Here is a 13,069-nt window from a genome sequence, read left to right as displayed (position 1 = left end):
CCGCCATGCGCCGCCTCGTCGGCCTGCTCCGCGACGCGGCCCCGCCCGCGCCGCCCCCGGAGACCCTCGCCGGCCTCGCCGCCCGCTTCGACGGCCCGCCCGTCCACCTGCGCCTGCCCGCGCACGACGAGGACGAAGCCGCCTGGCCGCCGGAGATCGCCGGCACCGTCTACCGCGTCGTCCGCGAAGCGCTGACGAACGTCTCCCGCCACGCCCGCGCAGCCCGCTCCGTCCACGTCACCGTCGCCCGCGAGCCCGGCACGCTCACCGTCGAGATCACCGACGACGCCCCGCCCGCCCCCGCCCGCCGCCGGCGCGCCGCCACGGGCTACGGCCTGCTCGGCATGCGCGAACGCGTGACGGCACTCGGCGGCACCCTGCACGCCGGCCCGCGCCCCGGCACGCCGGGCTGGTGCGTGCGCGCCGCACTCCCGCTGCCCCCGCCCACCGGATCGGAGCCGCCATGAGCATCAGCGTCCTGCTCGCCGACGACCAGGCGCTCGTCCGGGCCAGCCTGCGGGTCATCCTGGAGGACCAGCCCGACATCCGCGTCGTCGCCGAGGCCGCGGACGGCGACCGGGCGATCGCGCTGGCCCGGCGGCTGCGTCCGGACGTGTGCCTGGTCGACGTCCAGATGCCCGGCGCGAACGGCATCGAGGTGACCCGCGCGCTCGCCGGGCCGGGCGTCCCTTCCCCGCTGCGGGTGGTCGTCGTCACGACGTTCGGCCTCGACGAGTACGTCCACGGCGCGCTCCGCGGCGGTGCCGTCGGTTTCGTGCTCAAGGACGCGGGACCGGCCCTGCTGGTGGAGGCGGTACGGGCGGCCAGCGCGGGAGACGCCCTGATCTCCCCGTCGCTCACCCTGCGCCTGCTCCGCCACGTCACGGCCGCCGGCCAGGCGCCGGGCGACCGGCGTCCGGCGTCGCCGCTGTCGGAGCGCGAGGCGGAGGTGGCCCGTGCGGTCGCGCGGGGGCGTACGAACCCGGAGATCGCCGCCGAGCTCTTCATCTCCCTCAGCACCGTGAAGGGACACATCTCCGCCATCCAGGCGAAGCTCGGCGTACGCAACCGCGTGGGCATCGCCTCCTGGGCCTACGAGACCCGCCTGACGGACGCCCCCTGACGGGGGCCGCGGCTCAGCCGGTCACCTGGCGGAACACCACGGTCGCGCGGTAGCCGTCGTCCGCCTTCTCCACGTCGGCGCTGAGAACGGTGACGCCCGCGTGCTCGGCCCGCCCGCCGTAGAACAGGCGGGCCTCGTCGAGCGCGCGGGCGCGCAGGTCGGCCGGGGTCCGGCCGACGACGGTCACGCGCAGGTCCATGGAGAACGTGCTGTCGTCGCCGAACCAGACATGCGTCCCTAACGGCGGCATGCTCATACGACCGTCCCTCCCGTGGGATTCGCCCGGAATCGCATCTCCCTTCCCGCCGCACGCCCCGGATAACGTTCCCGGCCGCGCTTGACAAGATCCACAGAAGGCGCGTGTAATGGCCGTCGCGTCGCGTGACGCCGGCCGGGGTGTACGGCGGCGGCATGGAGGCGCCCGATCAAAGGGGATGACGCCGTGAACACTCACACGTTCGGTCGTGCCTGACCACCGGATCCCCGCGCGTCATCCCATGCCACGGACGGTGTAGTCGGCCCGTCCCGCTCGCTCTGACGGCATGCCGTGCGGGTTCTCCCATGCCCGCCGACTTCGCACACACCCAAGCACGGAGTGACGAACACGCATGCCCATGGACTTCAACCAGCAGATCATCGACGAGTTCCGCGCCAACGGCGGCCGGGTCGGCGGCCCCTTCGAGGGCGCCAGGCTGCTCCTGCTGACCACCACCGGCGCCCGTAGCGGCGCGCCGCACACCGTACCGGTCGGGTGCCTGCCCGACGGCGACCGCGTCCTCGTCATCGCCTCGGCGGGCGGCTCGCCCCGCCACCCGGCCTGGTACCACAACCTGCGCGCCGACCCTCGCGTCACCGTCGAGGACGGCACGTTCACCTACCAGGCCGAGGCGGTCGTGCTCACGGGCGAGGAACGCGACCGGCTGTTCGCCCGCGCCGTCGAGCAGAGCCCGGGATGGGCCGACTACGAGACGAAGTCCGGGCGCGTCCTGCCGGTGGTCGCGCTCGTCGCCGCCGATCCCGGCCCGCCCGCCGGCCCGATGGGCGACGGGCTCAAGCGCCTGCACGACGCCTTCCGCCGGGAGCTGGCCCTCATCCGCGCCGAGGTCGCCGCCTCGGGCCCGCGCGTGGCCGCCCAGCTCAAGGTCAACTGCCTGACCCTCTGCCAGGGGCTGCACGTGCACCACGCGCGCGAGGACGACTTCATGTTCCCCGGGCTGGAGGGACGCCATCCGGAGCTGGGGCCGGCGCTGGAGCGGCTGCGGGCCGAGCACGCCGTCGTGGCGCGGCTGCTGGAGGAGCTGCGTACGCTGCTCGCGGCCGACGACGTCGCCCCGGACGCGCTGCTGGCCGAGGTGGAGCGGCTGACGGCGGAGCTGGAGGCGCATCTCGACTACGAGGAGGAGCAGCTCGTCCCGCTGCTCAACGCCCTGTAGTCCTCTTCCGCCGCTTGTCCCGGATGTGGGATAACATCCCGGATATGAGAAGCGCGGAGGAGCTGGACGCCCGGCTCGCGGGCCGGCTGGCGGAGCTGCGCGTCGAGCGCGGGTGGTCGCTCGACGAGCTGGCCGCCCGCGCCGGCGTCAGCCGTTCCACCCTGTCCAGGCTCGAACGCGCGGAGATCAGCCCCACCGCCGCCCTGCTCAACAAGCTCTGCGCCGTCTACGAGCGGACCCTGTCGCGGCTGCTGGCCGAGGTCGAGACGGAGCCGCCGCTGCTGGTGCGCGCGGCGGAGCAGCGGGTGTGGCGCGACGAGGAGTCCGGCTTCGTCCGCCGGTCGGTCTCGCCGCCGCACCCGGGGCTGCGCGGCGAGGTCGTGGAGGGGACGCTGCGGCCCGGCGCGGACATCGCGTACGACGTGCCGCCCGTCCCCGGCCTGGAGCAGCACATCTGGGTGCTGGAAGGCACGGTCGAGATCACCGCGAACGGCCGCACGCACGCCCTCGACGCCGGCGACTGCCTGCGCTTCCTGCTGTGGGGCGCCTCGCGTTTCCACTGCCCGGGCCCCGGCCCGGCCCGCTACGTCATCCTCGTCGTCCTGCCCTGACCCCCCACTGGAAGGACCTCGCGCATGTACGCCATCGACCTGCTGCCGGCCGAGGAGTTCGACGCCGCGATCAAGGATCTGGCCGTTCTGCTCGCCGACGCCGTGGACGACGGCGCGTCCGTCGGCTTCCTGTCGCCGTTCAGCCTGGAGGAGGCCGCGGCCTGGTGGCGGGCCCAGGCCCCGGCCGTGGCCGCGGGCACCCTGCGGGTCTGGGTCGCCCGTGACGACTCCGGCGTCGCCGGCACGATCGGCCTCGCCCTGGCCACCAAGCCCAACTCCCGCTACCGTGGCGAGATCATCAAGCTCATGGTCCACCGCGACGCCCGGGGCCGCGGCCTGTCCCGCGCGCTGCTCGCCACCGCCGAGCGGGCCGCGCTCGCCGCCGGCGTCCATCTGCTGATGCTCGACACCGAGACCGGCAGCACCGCCGAGCACGTCTACCTCACCGGCGGCTGGACCCGCTACGGCATCGTCCCCGGCTACGCCGCCTCCCCGGACGGCACGCCGGCCGCCTGCAGCTTCTTCTACAAGGACCTCCGGTGATCACCGTGCCGACGCGCAGATGCCTCGGACTTCTGCTGTCCGTCCTGATGATCTGCGGTTGTTCCGCCGCGCCGGCCGCGATGCCGACGCCGGTTCGCCCGTCCGTGACGGCGCGGCCGCTGGTCGACCTGACGAAGAAGGTCAAGGGCAAGATCGCCCTGCACCACGTCGAGCCGCGGGCCGGAACGGTGTCGTGGACCGGCAAAGTGAAGCTGACCACCGACTACCGCATCGCGATCGACTGCACGGGGAGCCGCGGCAGCTTGACCATCGAGATCGAGGGCCGTTTCCGGGGAGGCCATGCCTGCTTCGGGCGGTACAACGTCACGAAGCTGGATGCGTATCCCGAGGGGCCGTTGAGAGTGAGCAAGGTCCTGATTCGTGCTCCGGCTGACGCGGCATGGTCCGTGCTCATCGCCAGAGTGTGAAGACCCCTCAACCTGTCCACCGGCTGCCGGAGGGTATCGTTCGATCGCAGATGAACGGCCGGATTGTTGTGGGAACCCTCCATGACCGAAGCATGCCGTTCTGGTGTGAGATCGACTTCATGAAGAATGCAGGCAAGTGGCGACGGTTCCCCACCGGAGACCTGGCGAGGGTGGCGGTGTTCGCCGCGCTCATCGCCGTGCTCGGGCTGCCGGGCTCGGTCAACGTCTTCGGCAACCTGGTCCCGATCACGCTCCAGACCCTGGGCGTGATGCTGGCCGGGGTGATCCTCGGCGCGTGGCGGGGCGCGCTGGCCGTCGCCGTCCTGCTGGTGCTGGTGGCGGCCGGGCTGCCGCTGCTGGCGGGCGGGCGCGGCGGGCTGGGCGCCTTCATCGGGCCCTCCGCCGGGTTCCTCATCGGCTGGCTGCCGGGCGCGGCCGTGACCGGCTGGCTCACCGAGCGGGCCGGCCGCAGCCCGAGCCTGCTCCAGCTCGTCGTGGCCTGCCTGGTCGGCGGCATCGGCGTGATCTACCTGTTCGGCATCCCCGTGCAGGCATTGGTCACGGGCGCGTCGCTGCCGGCCGCCGCGGCGCTCAGCGCCGCCTTCCTGCCCGGCGACGTCATCAAGGCGGTGCTGGCCTCGGTCGTGGCGCGGGGCGTCCAGCGCGCCTATCCGGACGCGGTGCCCGCCGTGCACCGCGAACGGCTCCGCTCGGGCTGGGGGCGTTGAGCGGTTCATGCCGGTAGCAGCACACGTCCTGCGGCACGCCGCCGCCCGCCCCGGCGCCGTCGCGCTCCGCGGACCGGGCCGCGAGCTCACCTACGCCGGGCTGGCCGGCGACGTCCACGGCGCCGCGCGGCGGCTGCGCGGCCTGGGCGTACGGCCCGGCTCGCTCGTCGCGATCGGGCTCGCCGACCCGGTCGCGCTGCTGACCGCCGTGCTGGCGGCCGACCTCGCCGGGGCCACCCCGCTCGTCGGCGACCCGGCCTGGGACCGGCCGCGCTGGGCGCGCATGCTCGCCGCCGCACCCCCGGACCTGCTGGTCGACGAGCCGCTGCCGGCCGCGCCCGGCCCCGCGATCGTCCCCGCTCCCGCGCCCGGCGACCTCGCCTGGGCCTGCTTCACCTCCGGCAGCACCGGCCGCCCCCGCGCGATCGTGCGCACCCGCGCCTCCTGGACGGGGTCGTTCCCACACCTGGCGGACCTGGCCGGGATGAGCGCCGACGACGTGGTGCTGGTGCCGGGACCGCTGTGGTCCTCCCTGTACGCCTTCGCCGCCGTGCACGCCCTCGCCATCGGCGCGACCGCGCTCGTCCCGGGCCGCCGGCCGACGGGCCGCGGCCCCGAGGGCCTGGCCGCGCACCTGGACCGGGCCACGGTCGTGCACCTGGTGCCGCACCTGCTGCCCACTGTGCTGGCCGCCCCCGGATCGGTACGCGCCGCCGTGGCGGGCGGGGCCGCGCTCGCCCCCGGCGTACGAGCGGCCGCCGAACGGACCGGCATCCGGGTGGTGGCCTACTACGGGGCGAGCGAGCTGTCGTTCGTCGCCGCCGACGCCGACGGGGCGGGGCTGCGCCCGTTCCCCGAGACCGAGATCGAGGTCCGGCCCGGCGCCGGCGGACTGGGGGAGGTGTGGGCGCGCTCGCCCTGGCTGGCCGAGGGCTACCTGGGCGGCGCGAGCGGGCCGCTCCGCCGCGACGGCGACGGCTGGATGACCGTCGGCGACGTCGCCCACCCCTACCGGCCGGGGGAGCCGCTGCGGCTGCGCGGGCGCGGCGACGGCGCGATCCAGACCGGCGGGGCCACCGTCGTGCCCGAGGACGTCGAGGAGGTGCTGCGCAAGGTGCCCGGCGTCGGCGACATCGTGGTGATCGGCTCGCCGCACCCGTCCCTGGGCTCGGTGGTGACCGCGGTCGTCGAGGGCGACGGCGGCGCGCCGCCGCCCCGGGCGCTGCTGGAGGCGGTGGCCCGGAGCGGGCTGGACGCGGCGCAGCGGCCCCGCCGCTGGTACGCGGTGCCCAGCCTGCCCCGCACCGGCGCGGGCAAGCCGGCCCGCGCGCTGGTCGCGTCCCGCCTGGCCGGCGGCGACCCCGGCATCAGGCGGCTGACGTGACCGGCTCCGGCATCAGGGCGGCCGATCCAGCCGCGCCCGTCGTCGTGGCGGCCCGCCGCACGCCCATCGGCACGGCCGGGCACGCCTACAAGGACCTCACCGTCGAGCTGCTGGCCGCCCCGGTCGTCGCCGCCGTCGCCCGCGACGCCCGCCTCGGCGCCGGCCTGGATGGACGCCCCGTGGACGACGTCGTGCTCGGCAACTGCATGGGCCCCGGCGGCAACGTGGCGAGGGTCGCGGCGCTGGCGGCCGGGCTGGGGAACGAGGTGCCCGGCCTCACCGTGGACCGGCAGTGCGGCAGCGGGCTGGCCGCGATCCTGGTGGCGGCGCAGGCCGTACGGGCGGGGGAGGCGGAGCTGGTGATCGCGGGCGGGGCCGAGAGCGCCTCGACCGCGCCGCTGCGTACCCGCAGGGGGGAGAGCGAGCCCTACGCGCGGGCGCCGTTCGCGCCGGACGGCCACCCGGACCCCGACATGGGACCCGCCGCCGAGGCGCTGGCCGCGGCGCGCGGCATCACCCGCGCCCGCCAGGACGCCTACGCCGCCCGCAGCCACGCGGCCGCGCTCGCCGCCCGCGACGCGGGCGCGTTCACCGAGGAGATCGTCCCGGTCGGCGGCCGGCACGACGACCAGCGCCCGCGCCCGCTGCGCGTGACGTCCCTGGCCCGTCTTCCGGCGGCGTTCACCACGCCCCCGTCAGCGGGATCGGTGACGGCAGGCAACTCCTCCCCGATCAGCGACGGCGCGGCGGCCGTCGCCGTCGTGCCGGAACGGCTGCGCGCCGGCCGGCCCGGGCTGCGGCTGGTCGCCGGGGCCGTGACCGGCTGCGACCCCGCGCTGCCCGGCTGGGGCCCGGTCCCCGCCGTACGGCGCGTGCTGGCGCGTGCCGGGGCCGGCATCGAGGAGGTGGCGGCCGTGGAGCTCGTGGAGGCGTTCGCCGCCCAGGTGCTGGCCGTCACCGACGCCCTCGGGCTCGACCCGCTCGGCGCCGACGCCGGCCGCGTCTGCTCGGGCGGCGGCGCGCTCGCGCTCGGCCACCCTTGGGGAGCGACCGGCGCGGTCGTGGTGACCCGGCTGTTCACCCGGCTGGTACGCGGCGGAGCCCCGCCCGGCACGCTGGGCCTGGCCGCGGCGGCCGTCGGCGGCGGCATGGGCGTGGCGGCCCTGTTCGAGGTGGTGTGAAGTGGGGGGAACGTGATCGAGTTCGCGGACGTGCGGGTCCGGCTCGGCGAGCGGGACGTGCTGCGCGGCGTCACCGCCTCGCTCGGCGAGCGGCGGATCGGCGTGGTCGGGGCCAACGGCTCGGGCAAGAGCACGCTCGCGCGCCTGATCAACGGCCTGGCGCTGCCGACGTCCGGCACCGTGACCGTGCTCGGCCTGGACACCCGCCGCCACGCGGCGAGGATCAGGCGCGACGTCGGCTTCCTGTTCACCGACCCCGACGCCCAGATCGTCATGCCGACGGTGGCCGAGGACGTCGCGTTCTCGCTGCGCCGCCACCGCCTGCCCCGCGAGGAGGCCGACCGGCGGGTCGCCGAGGTCCTCGGCCGCTACGGCCTGGCCGGTCACGCCGACCATCCGGCCCATCACCTGTCCGGCGGGCAGAAGCAGCTCCTCGCGCTGTGCTCGGTGATGGTCCTGGAGCCGCAGGTGATCGTCATGGACGAGCCCACCACGCTGCTCGACCTGCGCCACTCGCGCCAGGTGGCCGACCTGCTGCGCGAGCTGCCGCAGCAGGTGGTGGTGGTCACCCACGACCTGCCGCTGCTGGCCGGCTTCGACCGCGTGCTCGTGCTCGACGAGGGCCGCGTGGTCGCCGACGGCGCGCCCGAGGAGGCCGTCGGCCACTACCGGAAGCTCATGGCGTGAACGGCAGGACCGGTGCCTACGTCCCCGGCGCCTCGCCGCTGCACCGGCTGCCCGCCGGGGCCAAGCTGGCCGGGCTCGCCGTCGTCTGCACGGCCCTGGTGCTGCTGAGCTCGCCGCTCGCGCTGGGGGGCGCGGCGGTGCTCACGGCGGCCCTGTACGCCCTGTCCCGCGTCGGCGTGGCGGCGGCGTGGGCGCAGGTGCGGCCGGTGCGCTGGTTCGCGGTGGCGCTGTTCGCCCTGCAGTGGGCGTTCGTCGGCGTGGAGGGGGCGGCCGTCACGACCCTGCGGGTGGTGGTGGCCGTGGCGCTGGCCGGGCTGGTGACGATCACCACGCGCACCTCGGACATGATGGCCGTGCTGGAGCGGCTGATGGCCCCGGCGCGGCTGGTCGGGCTGGACCCGTTCCGGCTGTCGCTGCTGCTGTCGCTGACGATCAGGACGGTGCCGGTGCTGGCGGACCTGGCGGGCCGGGTACGCGACGCGCAGCGGGCCCGCGGGGTCGAGCGCAGCCTGCGGGCCTTCGCGGTGCCGCTGGTGGTCGGCGCGCTGCGGCACGCCGACGCCCTGGGCGAGGCGCTGAGCGCCCGCGGCCTGGACGACTGACCTTATCTCAAGTTTGACTTATATAAGTAGGGCCTGAAATACTCAGGTCGTGCACGCATTCGACGTCCTCGGCGATCCGGTCCGGCGCCGGATCCTGGAGCTCCTCGCCGGCGGTGAGCGAAGCTCCGGCGAGGTCACCGCCGTCATCCAGCAAGAGTTCGGCATCTCCCAGCCGGCCGTCTCGCAGCACCTGCGGGTGCTGCGCGACAACGGGTTCGCCAGCGTGCGGGCCGCGGGCACCCGGCGGCTCTACGCCGTCGAGGCCGGGCCGCTGCGTGAGGTCGACCTCTGGCTGGAGCGCTTCCGCGGGTTCTGGGACCAGCGCCTCGACGCCCTGGCCACCGAGCTGGCCCGCGGCAGGCGCGAACGCAGACCGGCCACCGAGAAGAAGGAGACCCCTGATGAACATGGTTGACGAGATCACCCGGGCGCACCGGGAGTTGTTCGACGGCGAGCGCAAGGAGCTGGTCATCCGCCGCCGCTACGAGGCCGAGATCGAGGACGTGTGGGACGCCTGCACCGACGCCGACCGGCTCAAGCGCTGGTTCCTGCCGGTGAGCGGCGAGCTGCGGCTCGGCGGCAGATACCAGTTCGAGGGCAACGCCGGCGGCGAGATCCTGGAGTGCGTGCCGCCCCGGCGGTTCAAGGTGAGCTGGGCGATGGGCGACGCCCCCGGCCTGTCGGAGGTCTCGGTCGAGCTGACGTCCGAGGGCGGCGCAACCCTGTTCGAGCTGCGCCACGTCGCCGAGGTCCCGCCGGAGATGTGGGAGGGGTTCGGCTGCGGCGGGGTCGGCGTCGGCTGGGACCTCGGGCTGCTCGGCCTGGCCCTGCACCTCGCCGGCGGCGAGAAGGCAGGTGAGGACACCTTCCACCTGACCCCGGAGGGCCGGCAGGTCATCACCGCCTCGGCCCGGGCGTGGGGCGCGGCGGAGGAGGCGGCCGGCATCCCGGCCGGGCAGGCGGCCGCCCACGTCACCGCCGTCACCTCCTTCTACGCCCCGGAGCCCGGCGCCTAGATCGGACCGGCCGGGTGGGCGGCGGGGCTCGGAGGTAGGGTGGTGAGTGAACATTCACTAACCCTCCGGGAAAGGGGACGCCCATGAGGCTGGCAGTCTTCGGAGCGACCGGCGGCATCGGGCTCGAACTGGTCCGTCAGGGCCTCGACCGGGGCCACGAGATCACCGCCGTCGTACGCGCCGCCGCCCGGCTGCCCGCCGGGCTCCGTGACCGCGTCGAGGTCGTCGAGGCCGACGTCATGGACCCCGCCGCCGTCGCCCCCGGCGTCGCGGGCCGTGACGCCGTGCTCAGCGCCATGGGCAGCCGCGAGCGCGGCCCCACCACCGTCCACTCCGGCAGCGTCGCCGCCATCACCGAGGCCATGCGCCGCGCCGGCGTGCGGCGCGTGCTGACCGTCGGCGCGGCCGGCATGGTGGCCGACGCGGGCGACGGCCCCTTCACCCGGTACGTGCTCAAGCCGCTCATCGTGCAGCCGCTGTTCCGCCACTCCTACGCCGACCTCGCGGCCTCGGAGGAGCTGCTGCGCCGCGCCGGCCTCGACTGGACCGTCGTCCGGCCCGGCCGGCTGCGCGACGCCCCGCCGACCGGCCGCTACCGCACCTCCTGGGACCGCTGCGTCAGGGGCGGCCACAGCACCGTGCGCGCCGACACGGCCGACTGCATGCTCTCCCTCCTGGACGATCCGGAGAGCGCCGGCCACGTCGTGTACGTGACCTCCTGACCAGGGATCAGGCGGGCCAGCGGCCGTCGGCCCGCGCCCGTTCGACGGCCGCGAGCCCGGCAGGCCGCATCCGGCCGGCCGCCGTCAGCCGCGCCACCCGGTCCACATTCGACCGCGACCAGGCGCTGCGCGGCCGGCGCGGGGTGTAGCGCTGCATGTAGGTCGCCGCGTCCCGCGAGCGGGTCAGCCCGTCGATCCAGCCGTGGCACAGGGCCTCCTCCACCGCCTCCTCGTACGTCAGCCGGGTCGGCTCGACGGTGCCCTTCTTGGCGAGCACGACCCACGCCTCGCTCGCGCTGCCGGCGTGCCGCTCCAGCCAGTCCCGCCAGGCGGCGGCGTCCTCGAAGATCTCCATGGGTCCATCATCGCGCCCAAAGTGCTCATCCCCTGAGTCCTTTTCCTGCCAGGATGAACGCATGCGCGCAGACCGCCTGGTCGCCGCCCTCCTCCTGCTCCAGGGACGCGGCCGCCTGACCGCCTCGGAGCTGGCCGGGGAGCTGGAGATCTCCGTCGCCACCGCCCGCCGCGACCTGGAGGCGCTGTCGGCCGCGGGCATCCCCGTCTACCCGCAGCCGGGACGCGGGGGCGGCTGGTCGCTGGTGGGCGGGGCGCGTACGGACCTGACCGGGCTGACGGCCGCCGAGGCGCGGGCGCTGTTCCTGCTCCTCGGCCCGGCCACGCCCGCCGCGCCGGCGCTCACCTCGGCCCTGCGCAAGCTCGTACGGGCGCTGCCGGCCACCTTCCGCGCGGACGCCGAGGCGGCCGCGCGGGCGGTGGTGTCGGACCCGGCCGGCTGGGGCGAGGCGGGACGGGAGCCGCCCGCCCTGGTCCGGACGCTGCAGGACGCGGTCGTCGCCGGGCGCAAGGTGCGCCTCACCTACGCCCGCAAGGGCGGCGAGCCGGCCGAGCGGCTGGTCGATCCCCTCGGACTGGTGGACAAGGACGGCCTGTGGTACCTCGTGGCGGCCACCGAGGCCGGGCGGCGGACGTACCGGGTGGACCGCGTTGCCGCCGCCGAGCCCACCGAGCTGCCCGCCGAGCGCCCGGACGGCTTCGACCTCGCGGCGGAATGGGAGCGCGTCGTCGGCGAGGTCGAGCGCCGCCGCTCCCTCGTGACGGCGGTGGTGCTCGTCGCCGGGCGGCACGCCGGGGTCCTGCGCGACCACTTCGGACGCCACTGCGAGGTGCTCGGGCACGAGCCGGACGGCCGGGCGCGGGTACGGGTCGCCGCCCCGATGGCCCTGTCGATCGCCGAGCAGCTCGCCGGCTGGGGCGCCCAGGCGGAGGTCGTCGAGCCGGAGGAGGTGCGCGCCGAGCTGGCCAGGATCGGCGCCGAACTCGTCGCCCGCTACGCGCCCGAGGCACGGGTGCGGCCGGAGGGGTGAGGTTTACCCCCGGTTGGGCCGGGCAGCAGCCTCATTCCGAACTTATCTGATCATCTCTAGCCTTGAGGCTCATGACTGACTGGCTCATCGGACTGATGGAGACGCTGGGGGCCCCAGGGGCGGGCCTCGCGATCGCGTTGGAGAACCTCTTCCCGCCCCTGCCCAGCGAGGTGATCCTGCCCATGGCGGGTTTCACCGCCAGCCAGGGGGAGCTGGACCTGCTGGACGTGCTCGTGTGGACCACCATCGGCTCCGTCGTCGGGGCGCTGGCGCTGTACTGGGTGGGCGCGATGCTCGGGCGCGACCGCGTGATCCGCCTCGTGGAGCGGATGCCGCTGCTGAAGACGTCCGACATCGAGAAGACCGAGGCGTTCTTCCAGCGGCACGGCCGCAAGACGGTCTTCTTCGGCCGGATGATCCCCGTCTTCCGCAGCCTCATCTCCATCCCGGCGGGGGTGGAGCGCATGCCGCTGCCCATGTTCCTGCTCCTCACCACCGGGGGCAGCCTGATCTGGAACGTCATCTTCGTCTACGCCGGCTACCTGCTCGGGGAGCAGTGGCACCTCGTGGAGACGTACGTGGGGGTCGGCACCAACGTGGTGATCGGGATCGTCGTGGCCGCCGTGCTGGTGTTCATCGGGGTACGGGTGGCCGAGCGGCGCAAGGAGAAGAAGGCGGCGCGCCGCTGACCCGGACAGATCCCCGCCCTCGGGCCGCCCGGCCCGAGGGCGGGGATCTGTCTGTCAGTGGCCGGCGCCGGCCAGGTTGAGGCCGACGACGCCGAGGAGGATGAGCCCGATCGAGATCAGCTTCAGCGGGGACGTGTCCTCGCCGAGCGCGATCATGCCGAGCGTGGCGGTGCCGACGGCGCCGATGCCGGTCCACACCGCGTAGGCGGTGCCGACCTCCAGGTTCTTCAGCGCCATCGCGAGCAGCCCGAACGACAGCACCGCGGACACGCCGAAGGCGACGCTCGGCCAGAGCGCGGAGAACCCGTTGGTGAGCTTGAGCGAGTAGGCCATGACGACCTCGAACAGACCGGCGGCGATGATCAACAACCAGGCCATGACGGCTCCTTCCCAGGGAGCGTCGTCTTTGCAGGCCGGGTACGGCGCGTCTCGTCCGGGCGGGCCACCGGATCGGGGCCCGCGTCCACGACAACGGCCCGTCCGCCGCTCCTATTCCGGTCTGCCCGATCACAACCGTTCAAGACCCGCGCCCCCTCC

At 75.0% G+C, this 13,069-nt stretch carries 19 protein-coding genes and 1 riboswitch; of the genes, 16 read left to right on the top strand and 3 right to left on the bottom strand.

Going from position 1 to position 13,069, the window contains the following annotated elements; all coding sequences use genetic code 11:
- Positions 1-467 (top strand): sensor histidine kinase (locus AC27IY_RS00440; RefSeq protein ID WP_487176720.1); only part of this gene is annotated, 467 nt, incomplete at its 5' end.
- Complete coding sequence (locus AC27IY_RS00435; protein WP_344216331.1) at positions 464-1,123, top strand: response regulator; 660 nt, start codon at positions 464-466, stop codon at positions 1,121-1,123. The genes AC27IY_RS00440 and AC27IY_RS00435, both read left to right, overlap by 4 nt.
- Before the next feature lie 13 nt (positions 1,124-1,136).
- Here the strand turns inward: AC27IY_RS00435 and AC27IY_RS00430 are convergent, their stop codons facing one another.
- Complete coding sequence (locus tag AC27IY_RS00430) at positions 1,137-1,379, bottom strand: hypothetical protein (protein WP_487176719.1); 243 nt, start codon at positions 1,377-1,379, stop codon at positions 1,137-1,139.
- Between the two features lie 352 nt (positions 1,380-1,731).
- On the opposite strand from AC27IY_RS00430, the gene AC27IY_RS00425 reads away from it, so the two are divergent.
- The 12 genes from AC27IY_RS00425 to AC27IY_RS00370 all read left to right on the top strand — a co-directional run bounded on the left by AC27IY_RS00425 (position 1,732) and on the right by AC27IY_RS00370 (position 10,458).
- Positions 1,732-2,556, top strand: a complete 825-nt coding sequence (locus AC27IY_RS00425; protein ID WP_423470903.1) for a nitroreductase/quinone reductase family protein — start codon at positions 1,732-1,734, stop codon at positions 2,554-2,556.
- Between the two features lie 44 nt (positions 2,557-2,600).
- A complete protein-coding gene (locus AC27IY_RS00420) occupies positions 2,601-3,167 on the top strand; it encodes a helix-turn-helix domain-containing protein (protein ID WP_364462571.1) in 567 nt (188 codons plus the stop codon).
- 24 nt (positions 3,168-3,191) lie between these two features.
- Positions 3,192-3,710 (top strand): GNAT family N-acetyltransferase, encoded by a 519-nt coding sequence (locus AC27IY_RS00415; RefSeq protein ID WP_364462574.1) that lies wholly within the window; start codon positions 3,192-3,194, stop codon positions 3,708-3,710.
- Positions 3,707-4,138, top strand: coding sequence for a hypothetical protein (locus AC27IY_RS00410; protein ID WP_487176718.1), 432 nt, complete (start codon positions 3,707-3,709; stop codon positions 4,136-4,138). The genes AC27IY_RS00415 and AC27IY_RS00410 overlap by 4 nt, the downstream gene beginning before the upstream one ends.
- Before the next feature lie 92 nt (positions 4,139-4,230).
- Entirely contained in the window at positions 4,231-4,866 is a 636-nt protein-coding gene (locus AC27IY_RS00405; protein ID WP_344216320.1) for a biotin transporter BioY, read from the top strand.
- Positions 4,867-4,873: 7 nt separating this feature from the next.
- A complete protein-coding gene (locus AC27IY_RS00400; protein ID WP_449952777.1) occupies positions 4,874-6,250 on the top strand; it encodes an AMP-binding protein in 1,377 nt (458 codons plus the stop codon).
- Positions 6,247-7,431, top strand: a complete 1,185-nt coding sequence (locus AC27IY_RS00395) for a thiolase family protein (protein ID WP_449952779.1) — start codon at positions 6,247-6,249, stop codon at positions 7,429-7,431. The genes AC27IY_RS00400 and AC27IY_RS00395 overlap by 4 nt, the downstream gene beginning before the upstream one ends.
- Positions 7,432-7,443: 12 nt before the next feature.
- Positions 7,444-8,118: an energy-coupling factor ABC transporter ATP-binding protein gene (locus AC27IY_RS00390; protein ID WP_449952784.1), complete on the top strand. Its 675-nt coding sequence runs from the start codon at positions 7,444-7,446 to the stop codon at positions 8,116-8,118.
- Complete coding sequence (locus AC27IY_RS00385; protein ID WP_449952787.1) at positions 8,115-8,720, top strand: energy-coupling factor transporter transmembrane component T family protein; 606 nt, start codon at positions 8,115-8,117, stop codon at positions 8,718-8,720. Before AC27IY_RS00390 ends, AC27IY_RS00385 begins: the two co-directional genes overlap by 4 nt.
- A 49-nt stretch (positions 8,721-8,769) precedes the next feature.
- The gene (locus AC27IY_RS00380) at positions 8,770-9,135 is read left to right on the top strand and encodes an ArsR/SmtB family transcription factor (protein ID WP_344216311.1); all 366 of its coding nucleotides are present in this window, start codon (positions 8,770-8,772) and stop codon (positions 9,133-9,135) included.
- Positions 9,122-9,736 (top strand): SRPBCC family protein, encoded by a 615-nt coding sequence (locus AC27IY_RS00375; protein ID WP_423448124.1) that lies wholly within the window; start codon positions 9,122-9,124, stop codon positions 9,734-9,736. The genes AC27IY_RS00380 and AC27IY_RS00375 overlap by 14 nt, the downstream gene beginning before the upstream one ends.
- 83 nt (positions 9,737-9,819) lie before the next feature.
- Entirely contained in the window at positions 9,820-10,458 is a 639-nt protein-coding gene (locus AC27IY_RS00370) for an NAD(P)-dependent oxidoreductase (protein ID WP_423448123.1), read from the top strand.
- Between the two features lie 7 nt (positions 10,459-10,465).
- Here the strand turns inward: AC27IY_RS00370 and AC27IY_RS00365 are convergent, their stop codons facing one another.
- Positions 10,466-10,813: a YdeI/OmpD-associated family protein gene (locus AC27IY_RS00365; RefSeq protein WP_487176717.1), complete on the bottom strand. Its 348-nt coding sequence runs from the start codon at positions 10,811-10,813 to the stop codon at positions 10,466-10,468.
- A gap of 61 nt (positions 10,814-10,874) precedes the next feature.
- On the opposite strand from AC27IY_RS00365, the gene AC27IY_RS00360 reads away from it, so the two are divergent.
- Positions 10,875-11,843, top strand: coding sequence for a helix-turn-helix transcriptional regulator (locus tag AC27IY_RS00360; RefSeq protein ID WP_487176716.1), 969 nt, complete (start codon positions 10,875-10,877; stop codon positions 11,841-11,843).
- A gap of 71 nt (positions 11,844-11,914) precedes the next feature.
- On the top strand, positions 11,915-12,532 hold the full coding sequence (locus tag AC27IY_RS00355) for a DedA family protein (RefSeq protein WP_487176715.1): 618 nt from the start codon (positions 11,915-11,917) through the stop codon (positions 12,530-12,532).
- Positions 12,533-12,586: 54 nt separating this feature from the next.
- Here the strand turns inward: AC27IY_RS00355 and AC27IY_RS00350 are convergent, their stop codons facing one another.
- On the bottom strand, positions 12,587-12,910 hold the full coding sequence (locus tag AC27IY_RS00350; protein ID WP_344216299.1) for a DMT family transporter: 324 nt from the start codon (positions 12,908-12,910) through the stop codon (positions 12,587-12,589).
- Between the two features lie 16 nt (positions 12,911-12,926).
- Positions 12,927-12,995: riboswitch (guanidine-III (ykkC-III) riboswitch) on the bottom strand.
- Between the last annotated feature and the right edge of the window lie 74 nt (positions 12,996-13,069).

Source organism: Nonomuraea sp. B208 (assembly GCF_057536035.1).
Note: the sequence above shows the minus strand (reverse complement) of the source record. Positions and strands in the feature narration are given on the sequence as shown.

Coding starts and splice junctions, on each gene's coding strand:
- AC27IY_RS00420 (WP_364462571.1), top strand. CDS start 2,601: ATGAGAAGCGCGGAGGAGCTGGACGCCCGGCTCGCGGGCCGGCTGGCG.
- AC27IY_RS00400 (WP_449952777.1), top strand. CDS start 4,874: ATGCCGGTAGCAGCACACGTCCTGCGGCACGCCGCCGCCCGCCCCGGC.
- AC27IY_RS00365 (WP_487176717.1), bottom strand. CDS start 10,813: ATGGAGATCTTCGAGGACGCCGCCGCCTGGCGGGACTGGCTGGAGCGG.
- AC27IY_RS00355 (WP_487176715.1), top strand. CDS start 11,915: ATGACTGACTGGCTCATCGGACTGATGGAGACGCTGGGGGCCCCAGGG.
- AC27IY_RS00360 (WP_487176716.1), top strand. CDS start 10,875: ATGCGCGCAGACCGCCTGGTCGCCGCCCTCCTCCTGCTCCAGGGACGC.
- AC27IY_RS00425 (WP_423470903.1), top strand. CDS start 1,732: ATGCCCATGGACTTCAACCAGCAGATCATCGACGAGTTCCGCGCCAAC.
- AC27IY_RS00350 (WP_344216299.1), bottom strand. CDS start 12,910: ATGGCCTGGTTGTTGATCATCGCCGCCGGTCTGTTCGAGGTCGTCATG.
- AC27IY_RS00430 (WP_487176719.1), bottom strand. CDS start 1,379: ATGAGCATGCCGCCGTTAGGGACGCATGTCTGGTTCGGCGACGACAGC.
- AC27IY_RS00415 (WP_364462574.1), top strand. CDS start 3,192: ATGTACGCCATCGACCTGCTGCCGGCCGAGGAGTTCGACGCCGCGATC.
- AC27IY_RS00375 (WP_423448124.1), top strand. CDS start 9,122: ATGAACATGGTTGACGAGATCACCCGGGCGCACCGGGAGTTGTTCGAC.
- AC27IY_RS00405 (WP_344216320.1), top strand. CDS start 4,231: ATGCCGTTCTGGTGTGAGATCGACTTCATGAAGAATGCAGGCAAGTGG.
- AC27IY_RS00370 (WP_423448123.1), top strand. CDS start 9,820: ATGAGGCTGGCAGTCTTCGGAGCGACCGGCGGCATCGGGCTCGAACTG.
- AC27IY_RS00435 (WP_344216331.1), top strand. CDS start 464: ATGAGCATCAGCGTCCTGCTCGCCGACGACCAGGCGCTCGTCCGGGCC.